Raw genomic sequence first — 21,323 nt, forward strand, 5'->3', positions numbered from 1 at the left:
AGCACGACAGCCGAACCCGGGTGCCCCCGCAGCGACGCCGCGGTGACCGGGAGATCACGTGAGAGGGGAACGGCATGCAGACGTCACAGACCTCAGGTGCATCGCGGGCCGCGCACGCGCCCACGCAGACCGACAGTCTCGGGGCCTTCCGCAGCCTCGTCTCGTCGTCGTTCGTGCCGCTGCGCGTCACCACGGACCGCCCGGAGCCGTTCGCCGCGCGCATGACCTCGATCGACGCCGACAACATCGCGTTCACCGAGGTCGCGGCGAAGCCCCACCTCATCGAGCGCACCCCCGAGACGATCGCGAGCGGCGGCAGCGGCTACTACAAGGTGAGCCTGCTGCTGTCCGGGAGCAGCATCCTCGTGCAGGACGGCCGCGAGGTCGTCATGCGCCCCGGTGACCTGTCGATCTACGACACGTCGCGGCCCTACTCCCTGATCTTCGGGGAGGAGTTCCGCAACCTCATCATGATGTTCCCGAAGGATCGCCTGGAGCTCCCGATCCCGTTCACCGAGCAGCTGACGGCGGTGTCGCTCGGCCAGCAGCACAGCGGACTCGCGCCCGTCATCACCGCCTTCCTGTCGCAGTTCCCCGCGCAGCTCACGACCCTCGACGAGCGCGTGCGTACGAAGCTCGCGCGCACGGGACTCGACCTCGTCAGCACGATGCTGTCGAGCATTCTCGATGCGGATCCCGCGCACCGGGATCCGCACCAGGTGCTCCTGCAGAAGATCTACGCGTACATCGACCAGCACCTCTCGTCGGCGACCCTCTCCCCGGGCAGCATCGCCGCCGCGCACTACATCTCGACCCGGCACCTGCACGCGCTCTTCCAGCAGGCCGACACGACCGTCTCCACCTGGATCCGGGAGCGACGACTCGAGCGCTGCCGCGCCGACCTGCTCGACCCCGTGATCGCCGACCGCACCGTGTCCGCGATCGCGGCCCGCTGGGGCTTCACCGACGCCGCGCACTTCAGCCGGGTGTTCAAGTCCTCATACGGCGTCTCCCCCAGCGAGATCCGCCGCCCGTAATCGGCGTGGCGCCTCCCTGCTGGGGGTAGTTCCCACCCCACCGCGTGATCGAGTTGTGACACTCGTTGACCAATCGGGCACGACCCTTGACTCACGCCGCAGAGAGCGCTGCGACCGTGCACGCTCGTCCATACAGTGAGAGCACCACACTCCAGCGCCGGGGTGGTCGGGGCCGACCGGCTCCGAGTGAGGCCCCGGAGCTCGCGAGTGACCCATTGCACTCCGAGAGGATCCGGGCCTATGACGTCCCCCAGTACTCCTGCAGCCGCGGCTGACCTCGCCGCCGCCGACCTGACTGCGGCCGATCCGAACGAGTGGCGCAGCTACGACGAGTTCGCCGCCGGGATCGACACCTACCGCCTCGCGAACACCTCGCTCGCGGGGTCCGCCCTCGCGCTGACCCTCGACGACGGCTCGACCCTCACCCTCACCTTCGGCGCCGACTCCGTCGCCTGGGGCGGCACCGGCGCCCTGGCGACCGACGGCGAGCACACCGATCCCTACGATGCCGTTCGGGTGCGCACCGACGTCGTGTTCGTCCACCTGCCCCTGGAGTCCCGGGAACGCGAGGCGATCACGGTCGTCTACTCGGAGTCCACGCACCGCGCACTCGTCGCACGATCCGAGATCGCCGAGGTCGCGGTCGAGGGCGAGCCCCAGGTCGGACAGACCTTCTGGTCCGCCGTCACGGACGGCGGCGATCCCTCCGGAGAGATCCCGGGCCCCTCGCGCGACCTCATCGGCAAGCGCAACCTCTACCGCTACAGCCCGCACCACCTCTACGAGCACGTCTACATCTCGAGCGAGCGCTACGCCTGGCAGTGCGTGCAGGGGGTGCAGCGCGGTCACGGCGACATGGATCTCTCGACCGTCTGGAAGTTCGCGGACGGCCTCTACCTCTTCTGCTTCCGCGAGTTCCGCATCGCCGTCGCGAGCGTCTGGCTCCACGATCTCGGCTATCAGCTGATGACCACCGGGGTCTTCCTCGGCATCAACGGCGACGGCGACGCCGAGCACTCGCGCGGGGGCGGCCACATCTACCCCATCGGTTCCGTCGACTACCCCGACGTGCAACCCGTGTGAGTGTTCCAGTCCTGCATCATCCACTCCTGCATCATCCACTCCTGCATTGCCCACTCCGAGAGGAACTCCCATGAAGAAACGAATCGCTGGACTCGCCGCGATGACCGCGGTGGCGGCCCTGGCGCTCACCGGCTGCGCCGGAGGTGACGGTGGTGGCGACGGCGCCCCCATCAAGATCGGCTCCGTCAACACGCTGAGCGGCCCGGCCACGTTCCCCGAGGCCTCGGCCGCGGCGCAGGCGGTCTTCGACCGCGCGAACGCCGACGGCGGCGTCAACGGCCACATGATCGAGTACAACACGGTCGACGACAAGGGCGACCCGGCCTCCGCGACGGCCGCGGCCCGCGAACTGGTGGGCAGCGACGAGGTCGTCGCGCTCGTGGGCGGCGCCTCGCTCATCGAGTGCGAGATCAACCAGGACTACTACGCGCAGGAGGGCGTGTACTCCATGCCCGGCATCGGCGTCGACACCGGCTGCTTCAACACCGAGAACATCGCACCGGTGAACATCGGCCCGTTCAACGACATGACGCTCACGCTCCTCAACGGTTCCGAGAACCTCGGCCTCGATGACATCTGCGTGCTGCTCGAGATCGCAGGATCCACGCAGCCGGCCTACATGGCCGGTGTCGAGCGCTGGACCGAGATCACCGGCAAAGAGCCGCTCTTCGTCGATGACACCGTGCCCTACGGCGGGTCCGACTACACCCCGTACATCGTGAAGGCCAAGGAGGCCGGCTGCAAGGCGATCGCCGTCAACGGCATCGAGCCCGACGCCATCGGCCAGGTGAAGGCCGCCCAGGCGCAGGGCTGGGACGACGTCACGTTCCTCTTCCTGACCAGCGTCTACAGCGAGAACTTCGCGGCGGCCCTCGACTGGACCGGCGGCGGCGTGCACGTGCCGGCCGAGTTCTACCCCTTCACTGAGGACAACGAGATCAACGAGGACTGGAAGTCCCTGATGGAGGAGAACGACATCGCGCTCACCTCCTTCAGCCAGGGCGGCTACCTCGCGGCCACCTACTTCCTGGAGGTCCTCGAGGGCATGGACGGCGACATCACCCGCGAGAGCGTCGCCGAGGCCCTGCAGAGCATGGAGCCGATCGAGAACCCCATGGTCGCCGCCCCGTACCAGTTCCAGAAGGTCGCCGCGCAGGACTTCGAGCCCGGCGCGTGGCCGGTGGTGCTGAAGTCGGGCACCGGCGCCTGGGAGAAGTCGGCCGAGGATTGGCTGATGATCCCCGCCGGATAGTCCGTCACCCGTTGCCGTCACCCACCGCAGCTTGAGCGAGCGGAGCGGGTCGCATCTCCCCCGGAGCCTGCGACCCGCTCCGCGCACTCGACCGGCACGTCGCCCTGAAGGATCCCCATGCGTTACAGCTCAACTCTCTCCCGCTCGCGGAGCCGTCCGTGAACGGCGGTGCGCTCCTGCAGGGCGCGCTCGCGGGACTCGCCTCCGGCGGCCTCTACGCCGTCCTGGCCGTCACCCTCACGCTCATGTCCCGCCTCGTGCGGGTCGTCAACTTCGCTCAGGCCGCGACCGGCATGTTCGCCGCCTTCTCGGCGGTGTGGTTCGCCTCGGAGCTCGGTCTCCCCACCTGGCTCGCGACGATCATCGGCATTCTGGTCGGTGCGCTCCTCAGCGGCATCATCGGCTGGGTCGCCGCGACCTGGCTGTCGGAGGCCACCGTGACCCTCCGCTCCGCCATGACGGTCGCGCCACTCCTCATGCTGATCTCGCTGTCCTTCATCCTCTTCGGCAACAAGCCGCAGCCGTTCGCACCGATCCTCTCCGGCCCGGCGTTCTCGGTGGCCGGCGTCGTCGTGAGCTGGGTCACCGTCGTGATGGTGCTGCTCGCGATCGTCGTCGCCGTGGCCTGCTCGATCCTGCTCCGCCGCACGACGGTCGGCACTAAACTGCGTGCGCTGTCCGAGCGCCCGACGACCGCCGAGCTGATCGGGATCGCGGCCAAGCCGCTCTCGATCGGTGTCTGGGCCGTGACGGGTGCCATCTCTGCGATCACGATCATGGTGATCGCGCCGTCGCAGTCGAACGACGCCATCAGCCTGTCGATGCTCATCATCCCGGCGGCGGCCGCGGCCCTGCTCGGCGGGTTCAAACGCCTCGACCTCGCCGTGGTCGGCGGCCTCGCGCTCGGAGTCATCTCCGGGATCGTGGCGCAGATCCCGGCCGTATCGTTCGTGCGCAACTTCATCCCGTTCCTGTTCATCGTGATTCTGCTGCTGTGGTCGCAGCGCAAGGAGGTGTGGGATGCTGCTCGCTAACCGTCGACTCCGCCCGGTCATCCCCATCGTCGTCGCCGTCGTCGCGCTCGCGGTCGGCTGGGGGCTCAGCGTCAGGCTCTCCGGGTACTACGTCTTCCTCGGGATCAGCGCGATCACCGCGATCATCGCGGTGATCGGCCTCGGGGTCGTCACCGGCTCCGCCGGCATCATCGCCCTCTCCCAGCTCACCTTCGCAGCCATCGGCGCGTGGGTCGTCGCCTGGATGAGCGTCAACGAGATCCCCGGCGGATTCCCGGTGTGGCTCCTCGCCGGCGGCGTTGCGGGCGGACTCGCCGGGATCCTCATCGGACTCCCGGCGCTGCGCCTGCGCGGGGTCAACCTCGCCGTCGTCACCCTCGGCTTCGCCGCGGCCTTCGACGTCATGCTCGTGCAGATCCAGTTCCCCGGCTCCGTCGACGGCATCGCCGTCGAGCGCCCCGAGTCGTTCTCGAGCGACCGCGAGTACTTCTTCTTCGCCGTCATCGTCCTCGTGATCTGCGCGCTCCTCATCTCCTGGCTCCAGCGCAGCCGGATCGGCAGCAGCTGGAAAGCCGTGGCGTTCTCCGAGCGCGGCACGGCCGCGGTGGGGCAGAGTGTGAGCGCGGCGAAGCTCTCGGCGTTCGCCGTGAGCGCGGCGCTCGGCGGCATCTCGGGTGGGCTCCTCGCCGGCCAGGTGCAGTTGCCGTTCGCATCGAGCTTCACGCCGCTGCAGTCGCTCGCGCTGTACATCCTCGCCGTGATGAGCGGCGCGTACCTCATCGACATGGCGGTGTTCGGCGGCATCCTCTGGGTGCTCGTCCCCGAACTGCTGAAGAAGTGGGGCGTGCCGCAGGACTGGGGCTTCGTCATCTTCGGTCTGCTCGGGATCCAGGCGCTCACGAGCGGATCGAACCTCGGCGAGGGGATCCGGAGCCTGTTCCGACGTCGGTCGAAGCGACGCGCGGAGGCGAGCGCGGCGGTCGGCGCGCTGGGCGCGAGCGACGTCGGCACGAGTGTGCTCGACGTCTTCGCGGTGCCCGAGGCGGCCGAGCCGGTGCCCGCCGACGCGCCGCCCGTGCTCGAGGTGTCCGGGCTCGGCGTGCAGTTCGGGGCGCTCAAGGCCCTCGACGACGTGTCGCTGCGCGTCCGGCCCCGATCCATCATGGGCCTCATCGGGCCGAACGGCGCCGGCAAGTCGACCTTCGTCGACGCGGTGAGCGGCTTCCTGCCGCAGCACACCGGCACCGTGATCCTCGACGGGCAGGACATCACCCGCCAGGCGCCCGCGGCCCGCGCCCGGCACGGTCTACGGCGCACCTTCCAGCAGGATCGCGTGCCGCCGCAGCTCACGGTCGAGGCGTACGTGCGGTTCGTGACCCGCAAGCGGATCGACATCGACGAGCTCACCGACGCCCTGACGTTCCTCGGCTGCCCGCCGCCCGACGAGCGGCTGTCGAACGTGGACGTCGGCACGCGCCGGCTCATCGAGGTCGCGGCCGCCGTGCTGTCAGGGCCGAAGGTGCTGATCCTCGACGAACCCGCGGCTGGGCTCTCCCACGAGGAGCACCTGCTCTTCGGGCAGCGGCTGACGCGGATCCCGTCGCGGTTCGACACGGCGATCGTCATCATCGAGCACGACCTCGACCTCGTGCGCACCGTGTGCACCGAGATCACCGTGCTCGACTTCGGGCGCGTGCTGGCGCAGGGGCCCCAGCAGGAGGTCCTGGAGAATCCGGCCGTGATCGCGGCCTACATGGGAGATGCGGAGATCAGCTCATGAGCGCACTGCAACTGACCGGGGTGACGGTGAGCCGCGGCGCGGGCCCGGTCATCTCCGGAGTCGACCTGGCACTGCGCGAGGGCGAGATCCTCGCGCTCGTCGGCCCGAACGGGGCAGGCAAAACGAGCCTGCTCGAATCCGTGTCGGGGGTGATCTCCCACTCTGCGGGCGAGATCACCGTCGACGGCGACTCGATCGCGAAGTGGAGCCGGGTGCAGCGATCCCGCGCGGGCATCGCCCACATCGAGCAGGGGCGTGCGATCTTCCCGTCGCTGACGGTCCGCGAGAACATCATGCTGACCGCGCGCACCGAGGCGGGGCTCGCGGAGGTGCTCGCCTCGTTCCCGGAGCTCGAAAAGCGCATCGACGCGCAGGCCGTGCTGCTCTCGGGCGGCGAGCAGCAGATGGTGGTGCTGGCGCGGGCGTTTGCGTCGAAGCCCCGGTTCCTGCTGATCGACGAGATGTCGCTCGGGCTCGCGCCCGTGGTGTTCATGCGGATCCTGCCCGTGATTCAGAGCATCGCCGCGTCGGGCGTGGGGGTGCTGCTCGTGGAGCAGTTCACGCACCTCGCGCTCGGGATCGCGGACGAGGCGATGGTCGTGTCCTCGGGTCGCGTGAGTCACCCGCAGGGGCCGGCGGCCGCGCTCGAGGAGGATCCGGAGCTGCTGCGCGCGGCGTACCTCGGGAGTTGATGCGGGGTGGGGTCGTCTCGACGCGACCCCACCCACTCCCAGCCCTACATCCCGGCGTGCTCGAACGCCACCGTCGGGAGGTCCACGATGTGCGCACCACCATCGGCGACGAGCACCGCGCCCGTCATGTACGACGACTGGGGCGAGCCGAGGAAGCGCACGATCGACGCGATCTCCGAGGGTTCGGCCGGGCGCCCGAGCGGGACGTCGCGAGTCACCGCCGCGTACCCGGCCGCGCGGTCGGCGATCTCGGGAGAGTGGCTCGCGAATTCGTCCATCTCCGCGTCCGCCATCGGCGTGCGCACCCATCCGGGGCACACGGCGTTCACGCGGACGCCCTGGCGGCTGTAGTCGCGCGCCAGGCTCTTCGTCAGGCCGATGAGCGCGTGCTTCCCGACCGTGTAGCCTGCGACGGAGGGGCCGGCGAACAGCCCCGCGAGCGACGACACGATCACGATCTCGCCGCCGCGGTGGCCGGTTCCGTCGCCGAGGAGCGCGGGCAGCGCCTCGCGTGCCATCACAAACGCCGTCGACAGGTTCACAGTGATCGCGGCACTCCAGTCGTCGTCCGTGGTATCGCCGACGGCCGCAAACCCGTGTCCGCCCGCATTGGCGACGAGCACGTCGATGCCGCCGAGCCGCTCCACGATCTCGGCCACGGCCGCCCGGGCCGACGCCGCGTCGGACGCGTCCGCGACGATGGCGGTCCCACCGATCCGCGCGGCGACCTCCTCGATGGGCTCGCGCCGCCGCCCGACGACGACCACACTCGCCCCCTCCGCGGCGTACCGCTCGGCGATCGCCGCTCCGATTCCGGTACCGCCGCCCGTGATCACGACCACGCGGCCCTGCACGTCGCTGTCTGTGGTTCCCATGAAACGTCCTTGTCTCTCTGCCTCGGTTGAGGCTTGTCTCTCTGCCTCGGTTGAGGCTTGTCTCTCTGCCTCGGTTGAGGCTTGTCTCTCTGCCTCGGTTGAGGCCTGTGTCGTGGGCGCCACGCTCCTGGCGGCGCCGTCGCCACGTCCCATCATTCCTCGCTCACAGACCGGCCACGAGGAGCCGAGCGCTCTCGTTCCACCAGTCTTCGCACAGAGTCAACGATGGGCGACGAACCGCTGAAATACTGGGTGGAGACCCGATCCACGCAGCACTCAGCCCCGACGCACCAGGGAGTCAACGATGACCCGCACCCCGCACGAGCCAGCACCGCACGAGCACACGCGCGACCAGGGCACCGCCCCCGACCTCATCCTCACGAACGCGCGCGTCTACACCGTCGACGCCGACCGGCCGTGGGCCGAGGCCGTCGCGGTGTCGGGCGGCCGGATCACTGCGGTCGGCACGAGCAGCGAGCTCGATGCCCTTGCGGGGCCGGACACGGAGATCCGCGACCTGTCGGGCGCCTTCCTCATGCCCGGCCTCGTCGACGTGCACAACCACCACTTCCTCGCCGGCAAGGAGGAGCTGTTCGAGCTGCGGGTCCCGATCGGGGCAGACCTCGCGGGCATCGTCGCCGCGGTGCGGGATCACGCCGCGCGTCTCTCCCCCGACGCCTGGATCGTCGGCGGCCCCTGGGCGAGCGACCGCTTCGGCGAGATCAGCACCGCCGACGCCCTCGCGCAGCTCGACGCGGCGGCCGACGGCCGCCCGGTGATGCTGTCGGACGACTCGCACCACAACCGCTGGGTCAACAGCCGGGCGATGGCGCTTGCGAGGGTCGAGGCCGGCCAGGAGGGAGTGGTGCTCGATCCCGAGGGGCGCGCCACGGGCGTGCTGCTCGAGGCGGCGGGGCTCCCGGTCGCCCGCGCCCAGCAGGCCGCAGGCGCCCTCACCGCTGACGAGGAGCGCCGCTCGGCGCAGCGCGGCGTCGAGATTCTGAACTCCTACGGCGTCACCGCCTTCCAGGACGCCGGGGTGTCGACACACATCCTCGAGGCGCTCCGCTCCCTCGATGCGGCCGGGGAACTCGACGCCTGGGTGGTGTCGTCGCTGCTCATCAACGACGAGATCTTCGGCTTCGCCCGGGTGGGCGAGGATCTCGTCTTCGACGGCGAGCGCTACCGTACCGAGCACCACCGTCCCGACTTCGTGAAGATCTTCCTCGACGGCGTGCCGCCCACGCGCACGGGCGCGTTCATCGAGCCGTACCTGCCCGACGACGTGCACGGCGATCACTTCCACGGCGACACGCTGCTCGATCCCGCAGAACTCACCGACTGGCTGCGCCGGGTCGCGGTGGCGGGGCTCTCCGCGAAGATCCACTGCACCGGCGACGCCTCGGTGCACGCCGTGCTGAATGCCGTCGAGGTCCTCCGCGGCGAGGGGTTCACCGACACCCGCTACCAGGTGGCCCACGGGCAGTTCGTGCACCCGGACGACATCGGCCGCTTCGCTCCGCTCGGCGTCTCCGCCGACATCTCCCCCTTCATCTGGGTGCCGGGCCCCATCGTCGAGGCGATCCGCGAGGTGCTGCCCCGCGAGCGCGCCGACCAGATGCAGCCGAACCGCTCCCTGCTCGACGCGGGTGCGATCGTCGCCGGCGGCTCGGACTGGCCCGTCTCCCCGTCTCCGAACGCCTGGGAGGGCATCCACGGGCTCGTCACCCGCGAGGATCCGAGCGGCCAGTACCCGGGCACGCTGTGGCCGGAGCAGGCGATCACGCTCCCCGAGGCGATCGCGGCGTTCACCATCGGCGGGGCCGAGGCGATGGGCCTGGCCGACGAGGTCGGATCACTGACCCCCGGGAAGTCCGCGGATTTTGTGCTGCTGGATCGCGATCCCTTCGACCAGCCCGCGAACCGACTCGTCGAGACGACCGTGACCGAGACCTGGTTCGCCGGGCGGCGCGTCTACTCCCGCGACTGACCCGATACGCTCGGGAGCCCCACCCAGCCGATCTCCAGAAAGGACCCGCAATGCACCAGCTCACCGTGCTCTACCCCGAACCCGTCGACCGCGCCGCCTTCGAGGCGCACTATCGCAGCGTTCACCTACCGCTCTGCGCGCAGCTGCCCGGGGTGCAGGACATCTCGTTTGCGATCGGGATCGCCGAGCCCGGCGCCGGGCCGTACTTCGCCGTGTTCCACGCGCGCTTCTTCGACGAGGCGGCCCTGGGCGCCGCCCTGAGCTCGCCGGAGGGCAAAGCGGTGCAGGCCGACGTCGCGAACTACGCGACTGGCGGTTCGACCGTGCTCACCTACGCGGTGGAGTCGCTAGCGGCAGAAAAGTAACGCAGCAGAAGTGTAGAGCGGCAGAAGTGTTGAGCGGCAGAAGAGCAGATCGGACGCCGACGCACTGAGTCGGCTGGCCGTTCAGACCCCGCTGGACCGCACAGACCCCGCAGACCGCACAGACCCCGCCGGACCGTTCAGTCCGCGAGCTCCGCGACGGCCACGCCGATCCGGCGCAGCACCGTGCGGTCGTGCTGCGAGCGCGCCCCGGGCACAATGCAGATCCGCTCGATCGCGCCCCCGCTGAAGCGGTAGCTCCGGTGCCGCTCGTGGAGCTCCCAGTCGACTGGCCCGCCGAAGTCGTACCCGGCGCTGATCCCGGTGAACGGTGCCATGCCCATGAGCATCGGAACGGCGTCGATCTCGGCGTCCACCACACCGTCGACCTCGAGTCGGAGCCGCCAGCGCAGCCCGTCGAGCTCGTCGACGCGGAGGATCAGCTCGTGCGGCCCGGGCCCGAGCGCGCTGCCGACCGCCCGATGCATGTCACCGTACGCGTTGTAGGCGAGCCGCGTCCGCCCGCCGTCGAGCGCCACGAGATAGCCGCCGCCCTGATCCCCGTGCGCAATGAGCACGCCGGCGGCGGACGCGCCGAGCTCGACGTCGATCTCCACGCGGAACGACTTCAGCACCGTGAGCTGCGCCGAGCGGAAGCGCTCGAGCGGCGGCCGGAACGGCACGAGGGTCACAGGTTCGGCCAGCGCGGCCTCCGAGTCGGGCCGAGTGCGGTGCAGCGATCCGTCGTCGTCGAGGGGCAGCACCGCGTTCCGCCACGCCTCATCGCGCCAGCGCTCCGCGAGCTCCGCGACCCGCTCGGGCTGCTCCGCCGCGAGGTCGCGCGTCTCGGTCGGGTCGGTCTCCAGGTGGTAGAGCTCCCACCGGCCCCCGGCGGCCCCCTCCTCCCGCGCGGGCGGCACGGGCGAGAGCGCCTTCCACGCGCCGTCCACGAGCGCCCGGCGACCAACGCACTCGAAGTACTGCGACGCGCGTCCGGGAGCGGCGGGATCGTCGAGCACCGTCCGCACGCTGCGGCCGTCGGGCTCCTGGGCGGGCCGGCCGTGGCGCTCCGCCAGCGGCGGCACGCCGGTGAGGTCGAGGATCGTCGGCGCGAGATCGGACACGAACACGAACTGATCGCGAAGCCCCCGCGTCCGCTCGGGCGCCGCGGGCCAGGAGATGACGAGCGGCGCGTGCACCCCGCCCTCGTATGTCGAGGACTTGAAGGAGCGGAACGGGGTGTTCGACACCCGCGCCCAGCCGGTCGGGTACTGGCTGAAGAGCCGCGGCCCGCCGATCTCCGCGGGGTCGCGCGGCACATCGCGGATCCAGCCCTCGGGCAGTTCGGCGTTGACGCCGAACTGCGCGAAGTAGCTCCGCGTGCCGCTCGGTCCGCCCTCGGCCGTGCCGCCGTTGTCGCTCGCGAGCACGATGATGGTGTTGTCGAGCTCGCCAAGCTGTTCGAGGTGCGCGGTGAGTCGCCCGAGGCTCTGATCCACCTCGTCGACGGCCGCCGCGTAGACCTCCATGTGCCGCGCGAAGAGCTCGCGGTCGTCGGCGCTCAGCGTCGACCACTCGGGGATCGCCTCAGCGTCGGCGAGCGACGGCTCGGGCAGGGTGGCGCCCTCCGGGATCACCCCCAGCTCGAGCTGCCGCGCGAAGCGGGCCTCGCGAAGCGTGTTCCAGCCGTCTTCGTAGCGGCCGCGATGCCGCTCGATGTCGACCGCCTTCGCCTGGATCGGCCCGTGCACGGAGGTGTGCGCGACATACAGAAAGAACGGCTTGCGCGCGTCGTTCACCCGGAGCTCGTCGATCATGGTGAGCGACTCGTCGATGAGCTCGTCGGTCAGGAAGTAGCCGTCGGGCACCTCCGGCCGGTCGACGACCGAGTTGTCTCGCACGAGGCGGTGCGGGTGGTGGAGCGAGGTGAAACCGTCCATGCTGCCGAAGTAGCGATCGAAGCCGCGCTGCAGCGGCCACGAGGATCGGTCGGCCGCGTCGTGGAGGCGCGACTCGAGCGTGAGGTGCCACTTGCCCACCATGAAGGTCGCGTACCCGCCCGCGCGGAGCGACTCAGCGAGTGTGGGGGCGTCTTCCGGCAGCTCGCACGTGTATCCCGGGTACCCGGGATCCGTGTGCGCGACGAAGCCGAACCCGGCGCGGTGCGGGTTGAGGCCGGTCATGAGCGCCGCCCGCGCCGGCGAGCACATGGGCGCGGTGCGGTAGTTGGTGAACGTCCAGCCGTCGCGGGCGAGGCGGTCGACGTGCGGGGTCGGGATCTCGCTCCCGAACGGCCCGAGGTCGCTGAAGCCGAGGTCGTCGACGAGCATGACGATGACGTTCGGTGCACCGTCCCGGGCCCGGGTGCGATCCGGCCACCAGGGCTCCGAGTCGGAGACGAACTCCGCGATCCTGCCGCCGAACCCCTCGGGAGCGCGCCGCTCCTCCGGACGCACCCCTAGCCCGCTTTCCGGATCAGTTCGAAGATCTCGGTGCGCAGCTCCGCGAATTCGGGCCGAGCCCGCGTCGTGAGCTGATCCCGGGGCCCGCCGAAGTCGATGTCGATGATACGGGTCACCCGTGCCGGGCGCTCCCCCAGCACGATGACCCGGTCCGAGAGGTACACGGCCTCATCGATGTCGTGGGTGACGATGACGATCGTCATGCCGAACTGCGCGCGGATCCGCAGGCACAGGTCCTCCAGTTCGAAGCGCGTCTGCGCATCGACGGAGGCGAACGGCTCATCCATGACGAGCACCTCGGGCCGATAGGCGATGGCGCGCGCGATGGCGACGCGCTGCTGCATGCCACCCGAGAGCTGCCACGGGTACTTCGATTCGGCCCCCGTGAGCCCCACGGCCTCGAGCGCGGAGCTGATCCGCTCCTCGCGCTCGGCGGCGGGCAGGCGGAGGTGGCGCAGCGGCAGCCGCACGTTCTTCTCCACCGTGAGCCACGGCATGAGCGATCGCGTGTACTCCTGGAACACGAGCGCCATCTCCTCCGGCGGGCCGTCGATGAGCGTGCCGTCGATCCGCGCGGATCCGGAGGTGATGCTCTGCAGGCCGGTGAGGCACTTCAGCAGCGTCGTCTTGCCGATGCCGGAGGGCCCGACGATGCAGGCGATCTCCGCGACCCGCACGTCGAAGGTGAGGTCGGCGATGACCGGCACGGCTCCGCGCTTCGTGTCGTAGCTCTTCGCGAGCCCGCTCACGCTGAGGCGGACGGGGGCGTCGGTGAGGTCGGTGAGCGTCATGACTGCTTCTCCTGCTGTTGTGAGGCGATGTACCAGCGCAGCACCCGGCGCCGGAAGAGTACGAAGAGTGCGGTGGTGGCGTAGCCGAGTACGCCGAGGGTGAGGATCCCGGCCCACATGTCGGTGATCGCGAACGACTGCTGCGCGAGCAGGGTCATGGATCCGAGGCCGGTCGACGACCCGAGCATCTCGCTCGCGATCATGACCACGAACGCGGTCATCAGACTCACCTGCATACCCGAGAGGATCCGCGGGCTCGCCGCGGGCAGCACGACGGAGACCAGGCGGTCCCAGCGGCTGAGCCGGTAGACCCGACCGACCATATCGAGCGTCGGCTCGGCGCCGCGGATGCCGTCCATCGTCGAGATCAGCACGGGGAAGAGCGCGGCGAGGGTGATCGAGAGGATGCGCGTCTCGTTGCCGAAGCCGATGAGCGAGACGAAGATCGGGACGAGCGCGACGGGCGGGATCGCCCGGAAGAAGTGCACCGTCGGCTCGACGAACCAGGCGAGGGGCCGGATGAGGCCGAGCGCCGCGCCGAGGAGCACCCCGATGGCACTCGCGAGCACAAAGGAGAGCAGCAGGTTGCCGACGGACAGACCGACGTTCGCCCAGAACATCGAGGTCTGCGCGAGCTGGACGAGCCGCTCCAGGATCCGCTGCAGCGGCGGGAAGAATGTGTTGGTCGAGTTCGTCGACGCGAGCCACCACACGGCCAGCAGCAGGATCGGCACGAGGATCTCGGCGCCGATCAGCAGACCGCGCGGGGTGCGCCCCCGGCGCTGTCGTCGGGCCGTCCGGGTCCGGGTCGGGATCGAGGAGGTGAGCGTCATCAGTGCGCCTGCTTTCGGTACTGCGGGTGCCAGTGGAGGAGGCGTCGCTCGCCCCACTGGCTGAGCCCCTGCACGAGGATGCCGAGGATGCCGAGGATCAGGACGTAGGCGAAGAGGTGGTCCTGATTCCCCGAGATCTGGCTCAGGAGCAGGCTCTGCCCGAGGCCCGGGCCTCCTCCGAGCAGCCCGGCGACCACCGCGACGATCAGCGCTGTCGGGGCCGCCACGCGGAGCGCGGTGCCGATGTAGGGCAGCGCGCTCGGCAGCACGATGCGGGCGAGGATCTCGGACTTGCGCATTCCGTAGGACTCCCCGGTCGCCCGCGCGACCGGATCCGTGTCGAACACTCCGGCCGACGCCTGCACCGCGATGGCCACGAAGCACCCGAAGAACACCAGGAAGATCCCCATGTTCGCGGTCGGTCCGAGCACCAGCACCACGATGGGCAGCACGACGATCGGCGGAATGGGCTTCAGGAACTCGAGCGGCACGCGGGTCGCGTGCATCGCGAGCGGCGAGACGCCGATGCCGACGCCGATGAGCACGCCGATGACGGCCGCGAGCACCAGGCCCACGAGCGCCATCGTCAGTGTGTCGCCCGTCGCCCGCCACATCTCGGGAGTGGCGGCCAACTGGAACACCGCGGTGAGGGCCTCACCGGCGGTGGGGAGCGGCGAGTCGGCGAGCGGTCCGGTCGTGGCGGCGAACTGCCAGAGGCCGAGCGCCGCCACGACGCCGAGGGCGCCGATGCCGGATTGCAGGAGCGGAGTGGAGCGCATGGTGCGGGATCAGCCCTCGAGGATGACGCCGGACAGGTCGACCGGCGCGGTGAGGAATCCGAGCGCCACCATCTTCTCGTTGGGGCGTTCGAGGTCGATCGGCAGCACCTCAGCGGGCCACACGGGAAGCTTCACCTCGTCGACCGTGAGGGTCGACTCGGTGGCGTCGAGCCCCGCCTGGATCGCCTCCTCCGGATGCTCCGTCGCGTACGCGTTCGACTTCACGATCGCGCGCTGGAAGGCGGCGATCGCCTCCGGCTTCGCCTCGATCGTGGAGGTACCGGCGGTCCACAGACCGGTCGCCCCCTCCTCGAAGAAGCCGACCGACGGTGCGGCGAGCTGCACGGCTCCCCCGTCGAGCGCCTCGGCGGTGAACGGGCTCACGAGCCCGGCCGCGTCGACCGTACCGTTCTGCAGCGCAGCCACCGCGGAGGTGAAATCGAGCACGACCCAGTTGACGCCGGTGGCGGGATCGATGCCGGCCTTCTCAAGCTCCCCGGCGATGACCACCTCGAGCTGCGCCTTCCGCGCCGGGATCGCCACCGTCTTGCCCTCGAGATCCTCGATGCTGGTGATGCCGCTCGACGCACTCGCGAAGAGTCCGGTGTCATCGAGGGTGGTGGGATCCTCGGCCTCCGCCGCGCCCGGCGCGAAGCCGTCGGCCGCGCCGATGACCTGGATCGGGACGCCCTGGCTGAGCGCGTTGAGGAGCGGGATGCTGGGCGAGTAGGCGATGTCGACCTGCCCGCTCTGCACCGCGGCGAGGCCGGCCGGCGGATTGGCGACGATCGAGGTCTCGATCTCGAGCCCCTCCTCCTCGAAGAAGCCCTGCTCGATGCCGGTGAGCAGGCTGCCGTCGGAGGTCAGGCCGATGGTGGCGACCTTCAGGGTGGTGACGCCGCCCTCGGCGCCGCCCTCCGCCGCCGAGTCGCCGGTGCCGCCGGACGAGCAGGCCGAGAGCGCGAGCGCGGCGGCCGGGAGCAGCGCGAGTGCGGCGAGCACACGATTGGACTTCTTCATGGGACGACTCCTTCGTCGGTGGCGAGCGATGCGTGCGGTTCGGGGTGCGGCCCCCTCGGGTGCCGCGATCCATTTGGATAATCACCAAGTGGTGACTAAAGAATAACCGCGCCTGCCGTTCCGCATGTAACAACGGGGTAACGATTAATCTCCAATTGGTGATTAAAAATCCGCGGGACCCCCGTCGCACCCCGGTCGTCCCTATGATCGAGAACGAACGAAGGGAGTCGCATGCCCAAGGTCGTCGACCACGACGAACGGCGCGCGCACATCGCCGAGGCCGTGACGAACATCATCATCCGCGACGGGTTCGACCGCGTCACGATGCGGGAGATCGCGGCCGAGGCCGGCTACGCCCACGGCGCGATCGCGCGTTACTTCCCGAACAAGCAGAGCCTGCTCACGACCGCGTTCCTCCACGTCTTCTCCAACTCGCACGAGCGCATCCTGGAGCGGGTGCAGGGGGTGCGCGGCCTGGAGGCCCTCGGCCGGATGTCGCGCGAACTGCTCCCCTTCACGGACGTCGGTCCGCAGCGCTCGCAGGTCGTGCTCTCGTTCTGGGATCGCGCCGCGCAGGATCCCGAGCTGTGGGAGATCCACCACGAGAACATCGTGCGCCGCCGCGACCTGATCCGCCGCTTCCTGCTCGAGGCGGAGGCCGACGGTGAACTCGCGCCCGGCCTCGACGTCGAGACCGCGGTGAACCAGGTCTCGGCCCAGAACGCCGGCTGGCAGATGATGGCGGTGCTCGTGCCCGAGGCGGCGACGAACGAGAGCCTGCAGGCCAGCATCGACACGATGATCTCGGACCTGCGCGCGTGACGGAGGAGCGGACGAGTTGCTGCGCCCCCGCGCGGGGCGAGGCTGCCGCTGGGTTCGGTGCGGTTGCGCCGGGTGCCGGTGCCAGCGACCGTGCCAGCGCCAGCGCCGGTGCCAGCGACCGCAACGCCGACCACCGCATCGCGCAGTGCACGATCCCGGCCGGCACGTTTCTGATGGGCGACGACTCGCGCGACGCCCACCCGGAGGACGGCGAGGGCCCGCGGCACGAGGTCACCGTGGGCGCATTCGAGATCGACGCCACCCCCGTCACGAACGCGCAGTTCGCCCGCTTCGTCGCGGCGACCGGCTTCCGCACGGACGCCGAGCGGTTCGGCGTCTCCGCCGTGTTCCACCTGCTCGTCGAGGCGCCGACCGACGACATCCTGGGTCCGACACCGGGTACTCCCTGGTGGATCGGGGTGCGGGGCGCGGACTGGCAACACCCGGGTGGACGCGCCGGCTCGCTCGACGGACTCGACGACCACCCCGCGGTGCACGTGAGCTGGAACGACGCAGCGGCCTACGCCGCGTGGGCGGGCCGGCGCCTGCCGACCGAGGCCGAGTGGGAGCGCGCGGCGCGCGGCGGGGTCGCCGGGGCCACCTTCCCGTGGGGCGACGCCCCGATCGATGGTTCGGATCGCGCCGACCGCGATCCCGCACTCGGACCCGACACGGGATCCCGCTGGCGGGCCAACGTCTGGCAGGGGGCATTCCCCGCGCACAACACCGTCGAGGACGGCTGGATCGGCACGGCTCCCGTGCACAGCTACTCCCCCAACGCGTTCGGACTGTGGCAGGCCGTCGGCAATGTGTGGGAGTGGTGCGCGGACTGGTTCGACCCGCACACCTACCGCGCGGGCCCGCGGGTCGATCCCGTCGGGCCCGCGCGCGGTGCGGGGCGGGTGCTCCGGGGCGGCAGTTACCTCTGCCACCCCTCGTACTGCAACCGCTATCGCAACTCCGCCCGGTCCCGGAACACCCCGGATTCCTCGATGGGAAACGCGGGGTTCCGGACCGTCAGCTAGTGCCGGGTGCTCAGCACTGAACGCTCAGCGCTCGGTGCTCACCGTTCCCCGGCGAGCACGAACTTCGCGCCGAGTTCGCCGATCAGGATCGAGGGCGCGTTCGTGTTGCCGGTGGTCACCCGCGGCATGATCGAGGCGTCGATCACCCGCAGGCCGTCGATCCCGTGCACCGCGAGGCGGGGCGACACGACCGCGAGCTCGTCGACGCCCATCTTGCAGGTGCCGACCTGGTGGTGGTAGGTCGCGAGGGTCTCGCGGACGTAGTCGACGAGATCCTCGCCGTCGCCGATCTCCGGGCCGGGGTAGATCTCCGTCGCGCCCCACTCGCCCGCGAGCGCCTCCTGGCGGCCGATGCGGCGGCACTGCTCGACCGAGGCGACGAGCGACGCGACGTCGTCCTCGTGCTCGAGCGCCTTGAGATCGATGAGCGTCGGATCCTCGGGATTCGGACCCGACAGCTTCAGCTCGCCGCGCGACTGCGGGGTCACGAGGCCGCCGAGCAGCGAGAAGCCGTCGCTCGAGCGCGGCTCGAGGTACTCGCCGTACATGGGCACCGAGAAGTGGATCGGCTGGGTGTCCGGGCGATCGAGCCCCTCGCGGCTCTCCCAGAAGTGGTGCGTCTGGGTGACGGACACCCAGGGCCGGGGCGGGCCGACGGGCTTCGACGTCTCGTAGATGACCGGGGCGAGGAGGTGGTCGTGCAGGTTCTTGCCGACGCCGGGGAGATCCACGAGCGGCTCGATGCCGACCTCGCGCAGCTCCTCGGACGGGCCGATCCCGGAGCGCAGCAGCACCCGGGGCGAATCGAGCGCGCCGGCCGCGAGGATGACCTCGTCGGCGAAGAGCTCACGCGTCTCGCCGCCCTGGGCGAAGCGGACGCCGATGACCCGGGGCGCCTCGTCCGAGCCCTCCGCCCGATCCGCGAAGATGAGCTCGTGCACCCAGCATCCGACCTCGACCGTGACCCGATCCCGCACCGGCTTGAGGTACGTCATGTAGGTGTTGAGCCGCTTGCCGTCGCGCACGGTGATCTGCTGCTGCGAGACGCCGTCGAGCGAGGCGCCGTTGTAGTCGGGGTTGTACGGCAGACCCTCCTGCACCGCGGCGTCGATGATCGACTGCTGGATCGGGTCGAGCTCGTACTCGTTGGTGACGTCGAGCAGGCCGTCCCGGCCGCGATAGGCGGGATCGCCCTCGCCGTGGAAGTTCTCGATCGCCTTGTAGACCGGGAGCACGTCGTCCCAGGCCCAGCCGTCGTTGCCGAGCGAGGCCCAGTGGTCGAAGTCGACGGGCGAGCAGCGCACCCAGATCGTGGCGTTCAACGAGTGGGATCCGCCGAGCACCTTGCCGCGGGGCAGGTGGATGCGGTGGCCGTTCGCACCGGGCTGCGGGATCGTGCGGTAGTCCCAATCGTCCGGGCTGTGCCACAGTTCGGGCATCCGCGCCAGATCGTGGATCGCGGGGTTGGTGTCCTCGCCACCCGCCTCGATCACCGTGACCTGCACTCCGGCGTCGGCCAACCGGCGCGCCACCACCGAGCCCGCCGATCCGGCGCCCACGACGATGACGCTCTTCGGAACCGCGGTCTGCTCAGTCTGATCCGACATCAAGATCTCCTCTCGGCGCGCGGCCTCCTTGCCGCGCTGTGTGCTTCGAGCGTCCCACGTCCGCACGCGCGGCGTCGAGGCACGACCGGAGGTCTTCACCCGGAAACAATCGACGTGCCGCGAGAGACAAGACGCGCGCGCCTCGGGGCCGCGGTGCGGGTTCGTCTACACTAGAGAAAAAACCACCATCGACGTTTCGAGGATGCGCCCATGCCGAAGATCATCGACCACGACGAGCGACGACAGGACATCGTCGATGTCACCTGGAAACTCATCGTCGAGGGTGGGATCGAGGCCGCCACGATGCGCGAGATCGCCGCGCGGGCCGGCTTCGCGAACGGCGCGCTGAAGCACTACTTCTCGGGCAAGGACGCGATCATCAAGGGCGCGTACGAGCGCTCGCTGCACGGACTCGGCGAGCGCCTCGAGGCGCACGTGGCCGACGCCCGGGGCATCGAGGCGCTCGAGAAGTCGATCCGCTTCACCCTGCCGGTGCAGCAGGAGGACGCGACCGCGGCGCGGGTGCTGCTGTCGTTCTGGGAGCGCTGCGTGTTCAGCCCGGATCTCGACCACGACTACGACGAGCACCTCGAGAACTGGACCGCGGGTTACCTGCGGTACCTGCGGGAAGGTCGCGAGGACGGCGACGTGGTGAACCCCACCTCCGACGAGCAGCTCGCGAACGAGATCATCACGATGATCCTCGGCGCCACCGTGACGCGGGTGGTGAGCCCCGCGTACTTCCACGAGTCGATGCTCGAGGCCCAGGTGACCGACTACATCGCCCGGCTCCGCCGCGCCGACTGCCGCTAGCCGGCTGCTGACCGCCTCGGCGCGCGGAAGGCGAGCAGACGGGCGGGGGTGCCCACCATCATCTGCGTCATCGCCTCCGGCCCCACCCCGAAGTCGGCCAGCGTCGGCAGGAAGTGATCGACGAGGTAGCCGTAGCCGTGCCCGCCGTACGCGCGCAGCTGCACGCGCTGGCACACGTCCCCGCCGAGCACGAGCTGCGATCCCCAGCCGTCGGCGACGAGCTCGGCGAAGCCGCGCGCGACACTGCGGTCGGTGAACGGGAACAGCGTGCCCCACGGGCTGCCCGTCGTGCCGAGGAAGTCGGCCTCGACCGTCGCGCCGCGCGCGAGCAGCCGGCGTGCGAGCGGCAGATCCTCGGCGATCGTGCCGGCGTGCCCGAAGATCACCGACCGTGGATCCGCTCCCTCCTCCTCGAGCACATCGAGCACTCGCAACCGCTCCTCCCCCATGCCGCCCTGATGCAGCGTGATGGGTGCTCCCGTGAGCGCGGACGCTCGGGCCGCCGCGCGGAGGCTCCGGATCTCTTCGGCGTGCACCGGAGCCCCCTCGGCACCCACCTCGCCGATGATCCCGGCGCGGATGGGGCCGCGGAGGGCACCGCCGTCGACGCCCTCCACGAGATCGCGCACGATGGTCGCGGTGAGCTCCTCGATCTCGAGCGAGGCGAACTCCGCCGGGTGCAGGTCGCGCTGATACCAGCCCGCCCCCATGATCACGTGGAGTCCGACCGCACGGCTGAGCGCCGCGAGCGCCCGCGGGTCGCGGCCGATGCCCGGGGTGGTGACCTCGACGACGGTGCCCCCGCCCTGCTGGGCGAACACGGCGATCTCATCGCGCATCAGCTCGGGGTCGTTCAGCAGGTCGTTGTCGGAGCTCACGGCACCGCGCCGCACCGCGGCGAGCGTGTCGAGGGAAAGCGGCGCTTCGGCCGCCTCCGCCCACTCGCCCGCTCGGGGGCCCGCCGAGTGCACCGGGCGACGGATGTCGAGAAACAGGTGCTCGTGCATGAGCGTGGCGCCCAGCTGCTCGGGTCGCACCGGGCCGAGCACGGTCTGCGCGAGCCCGCTCCGGTCCGGGATCTCCACCC

Annotated in this window: 19 protein-coding genes; 11 read left to right on the forward strand and 8 right to left on the reverse strand. The window is 70.3% G+C overall.

Features of this window, described 5'->3' with window-relative positions:
* The first annotated feature begins 74 nt into the window (after positions 1 to 74).
* From MUN76_RS04500 to MUN76_RS04525, 6 genes are all read left to right on the forward strand, one after another.
* Positions 75 to 1,037 (forward strand): AraC-like ligand-binding domain-containing protein, encoded by a 963-nt coding sequence (locus MUN76_RS04500; protein WP_244687522.1) that lies wholly within the window; start codon positions 75 to 77, stop codon positions 1,035 to 1,037.
* 240 nt (positions 1,038 to 1,277) lie between these two features.
* Complete coding sequence (locus MUN76_RS04505; RefSeq protein WP_244687524.1) at positions 1,278 to 2,120, forward strand: MoaF C-terminal domain-containing protein; 843 nt, start codon at positions 1,278 to 1,280, stop codon at positions 2,118 to 2,120.
* 70 nt (positions 2,121 to 2,190) lie between these two features.
* The gene (locus MUN76_RS04510) at positions 2,191 to 3,372 is read left to right on the forward strand and encodes an ABC transporter substrate-binding protein (protein WP_244687526.1); all 1,182 of its coding nucleotides are present in this window, start codon (positions 2,191 to 2,193) and stop codon (positions 3,370 to 3,372) included.
* 158 nt (positions 3,373 to 3,530) lie between these two features.
* Complete coding sequence (locus MUN76_RS04515) at positions 3,531 to 4,406, forward strand: branched-chain amino acid ABC transporter permease (protein WP_244687528.1); 876 nt, start codon at positions 3,531 to 3,533, stop codon at positions 4,404 to 4,406.
* On the forward strand, positions 4,393 to 6,165 hold the full coding sequence (locus MUN76_RS04520; RefSeq protein ID WP_244687530.1) for a branched-chain amino acid ABC transporter ATP-binding protein/permease: 1,773 nt from the start codon (positions 4,393 to 4,395) through the stop codon (positions 6,163 to 6,165). Before MUN76_RS04515 ends, MUN76_RS04520 begins: the two co-directional genes overlap by 14 nt.
* Positions 6,162 to 6,857, forward strand: coding sequence for an ABC transporter ATP-binding protein (locus MUN76_RS04525; RefSeq protein WP_244687532.1), 696 nt, complete (start codon positions 6,162 to 6,164; stop codon positions 6,855 to 6,857). Before MUN76_RS04520 ends, MUN76_RS04525 begins: the two co-directional genes overlap by 4 nt.
* A 44-nt stretch (positions 6,858 to 6,901) precedes the next feature.
* Here MUN76_RS04525 and MUN76_RS04530 read toward each other — a convergent pair whose 3' ends face one another.
* Positions 6,902 to 7,732, reverse strand: coding sequence for an SDR family NAD(P)-dependent oxidoreductase (locus MUN76_RS04530; protein ID WP_244687534.1), 831 nt, complete (start codon positions 7,730 to 7,732; stop codon positions 6,902 to 6,904).
* Between the two features lie 304 nt (positions 7,733 to 8,036).
* Between MUN76_RS04530 and MUN76_RS04535 the strand changes: the two genes are divergently transcribed.
* Together MUN76_RS04535 and MUN76_RS04540 are read left to right on the forward strand one after the other, a co-directional pair.
* Positions 8,037 to 9,722, forward strand: a complete 1,686-nt coding sequence (locus MUN76_RS04535; RefSeq protein ID WP_244687535.1) for an amidohydrolase — start codon at positions 8,037 to 8,039, stop codon at positions 9,720 to 9,722.
* Between the two features lie 50 nt (positions 9,723 to 9,772).
* The gene (locus MUN76_RS04540; protein WP_244687537.1) at positions 9,773 to 10,087 is read left to right on the forward strand and encodes an EthD family reductase; all 315 of its coding nucleotides are present in this window, start codon (positions 9,773 to 9,775) and stop codon (positions 10,085 to 10,087) included.
* A gap of 137 nt (positions 10,088 to 10,224) precedes the next feature.
* Here MUN76_RS04540 and MUN76_RS04545 read toward each other — a convergent pair whose 3' ends face one another.
* From MUN76_RS04545 to MUN76_RS04565, 5 genes are read right to left on the reverse strand one after another with little or no spacing between them, the layout of a single operon-like run.
* On the reverse strand, positions 10,225 to 12,540 hold the full coding sequence (locus MUN76_RS04545) for an arylsulfatase (RefSeq protein WP_244687539.1): 2,316 nt from the start codon (positions 12,538 to 12,540) through the stop codon (positions 10,225 to 10,227).
* A gap of 2 nt (positions 12,541 to 12,542) precedes the next feature.
* A complete protein-coding gene (locus MUN76_RS04550) occupies positions 12,543 to 13,337 on the reverse strand; it encodes an ABC transporter ATP-binding protein (RefSeq protein WP_244687541.1) in 795 nt (264 codons plus the stop codon).
* Positions 13,334 to 14,170, reverse strand: a complete 837-nt coding sequence (locus MUN76_RS04555; protein WP_244687543.1) for an ABC transporter permease — start codon at positions 14,168 to 14,170, stop codon at positions 13,334 to 13,336. The genes MUN76_RS04550 and MUN76_RS04555 overlap by 4 nt, the downstream gene beginning before the upstream one ends.
* Positions 14,170 to 14,949: an ABC transporter permease gene (locus MUN76_RS04560; RefSeq protein ID WP_244687545.1), complete on the reverse strand. Its 780-nt coding sequence runs from the start codon at positions 14,947 to 14,949 to the stop codon at positions 14,170 to 14,172. Before MUN76_RS04560 ends, MUN76_RS04555 begins: the two co-directional genes overlap by 1 nt.
* A gap of 9 nt (positions 14,950 to 14,958) precedes the next feature.
* Positions 14,959 to 15,969, reverse strand: a complete 1,011-nt coding sequence (locus MUN76_RS04565) for an ABC transporter substrate-binding protein (RefSeq protein ID WP_244687546.1) — start codon at positions 15,967 to 15,969, stop codon at positions 14,959 to 14,961.
* Positions 15,970 to 16,200: 231 nt separating this feature from the next.
* Between MUN76_RS04565 and MUN76_RS04570 the strand changes: the two genes are divergently transcribed.
* Both MUN76_RS04570 and MUN76_RS04575 read left to right on the forward strand, forming a co-directional pair.
* A complete protein-coding gene (locus MUN76_RS04570; protein ID WP_244687548.1) occupies positions 16,201 to 16,791 on the forward strand; it encodes a TetR/AcrR family transcriptional regulator in 591 nt (196 codons plus the stop codon).
* Entirely contained in the window at positions 16,788 to 17,816 is a 1,029-nt protein-coding gene (locus MUN76_RS04575; RefSeq protein ID WP_244687550.1) for a formylglycine-generating enzyme family protein, read from the forward strand. Before MUN76_RS04570 ends, MUN76_RS04575 begins: the two co-directional genes overlap by 4 nt.
* A 38-nt stretch (positions 17,817 to 17,854) precedes the next feature.
* Here the strand turns inward: MUN76_RS04575 and MUN76_RS04580 are convergent, their stop codons facing one another.
* Positions 17,855 to 19,423 carry a GMC family oxidoreductase gene (locus tag MUN76_RS04580; RefSeq protein ID WP_244687552.1) on the reverse strand — a complete coding sequence of 523 codons (1,569 nt, stop codon included), beginning with the start codon at positions 19,421 to 19,423 and terminating at the stop codon, positions 17,855 to 17,857.
* A 210-nt stretch (positions 19,424 to 19,633) separates the two neighbouring features.
* Here MUN76_RS04580 and MUN76_RS04585 point away from each other — a divergent pair, with 210 nt between their 5' ends.
* Positions 19,634 to 20,236, forward strand: a complete 603-nt coding sequence (locus MUN76_RS04585) for a TetR/AcrR family transcriptional regulator (protein WP_244687554.1) — start codon at positions 19,634 to 19,636, stop codon at positions 20,234 to 20,236.
* Here MUN76_RS04585 and MUN76_RS04590 read toward each other — a convergent pair.
* Entirely contained in the window at positions 20,233 to 21,321 is a 1,089-nt protein-coding gene (locus tag MUN76_RS04590) for a phosphotriesterase family protein (RefSeq protein WP_244687556.1), read from the reverse strand. The genes MUN76_RS04585 and MUN76_RS04590 overlap by 4 nt on opposite strands.
* Between the last annotated feature and the right edge of the window lie 2 nt (positions 21,322 to 21,323).

Origin of the sequence: Leucobacter rhizosphaerae (assembly GCF_022919175.1) — a bacterium.
GTDB classification, from domain to species: Bacteria; Actinomycetota; Actinomycetes; order Actinomycetales; family Microbacteriaceae; genus Leucobacter; species Leucobacter rhizosphaerae.

Excerpts from the sequence above, each read along its gene's own strand:
- MUN76_RS04500 (WP_244687522.1), top strand. The coding sequence starts at position 75 with ATGCAGACGTCACAGACCTCAGGTGCATCGCGGGCCGCGCACGCGCCC.
- MUN76_RS04505 (WP_244687524.1), top strand. The coding sequence starts at position 1,278 with ATGACGTCCCCCAGTACTCCTGCAGCCGCGGCTGACCTCGCCGCCGCC.
- MUN76_RS04510 (WP_244687526.1), top strand. The coding sequence starts at position 2,191 with ATGAAGAAACGAATCGCTGGACTCGCCGCGATGACCGCGGTGGCGGCC.
- MUN76_RS04520 (WP_244687530.1), top strand. The coding sequence starts at position 4,393 with ATGCTGCTCGCTAACCGTCGACTCCGCCCGGTCATCCCCATCGTCGTC.
- MUN76_RS04525 (WP_244687532.1), top strand. The coding sequence starts at position 6,162 with ATGAGCGCACTGCAACTGACCGGGGTGACGGTGAGCCGCGGCGCGGGC.
- MUN76_RS04530 (WP_244687534.1), bottom strand. The coding sequence starts at position 7,732 with ATGGGAACCACAGACAGCGACGTGCAGGGCCGCGTGGTCGTGATCACG.
- MUN76_RS04535 (WP_244687535.1), top strand. The coding sequence starts at position 8,037 with ATGACCCGCACCCCGCACGAGCCAGCACCGCACGAGCACACGCGCGAC.
- MUN76_RS04540 (WP_244687537.1), top strand. The coding sequence starts at position 9,773 with ATGCACCAGCTCACCGTGCTCTACCCCGAACCCGTCGACCGCGCCGCC.
- MUN76_RS04550 (WP_244687541.1), bottom strand. The coding sequence starts at position 13,337 with ATGACGCTCACCGACCTCACCGACGCCCCCGTCCGCCTCAGCGTGAGC.
- MUN76_RS04555 (WP_244687543.1), bottom strand. The coding sequence starts at position 14,170 with ATGACGCTCACCTCCTCGATCCCGACCCGGACCCGGACGGCCCGACGA.
- MUN76_RS04560 (WP_244687545.1), bottom strand. The coding sequence starts at position 14,949 with ATGCGCTCCACTCCGCTCCTGCAATCCGGCATCGGCGCCCTCGGCGTC.
- MUN76_RS04565 (WP_244687546.1), bottom strand. The coding sequence starts at position 15,969 with ATGAAGAAGTCCAATCGTGTGCTCGCCGCACTCGCGCTGCTCCCGGCC.
- MUN76_RS04570 (WP_244687548.1), top strand. The coding sequence starts at position 16,201 with ATGCCCAAGGTCGTCGACCACGACGAACGGCGCGCGCACATCGCCGAG.
- MUN76_RS04580 (WP_244687552.1), bottom strand. The coding sequence starts at position 19,423 with ATGTCGGATCAGACTGAGCAGACCGCGGTTCCGAAGAGCGTCATCGTC.
- MUN76_RS04585 (WP_244687554.1), top strand. The coding sequence starts at position 19,634 with ATGCCGAAGATCATCGACCACGACGAGCGACGACAGGACATCGTCGAT.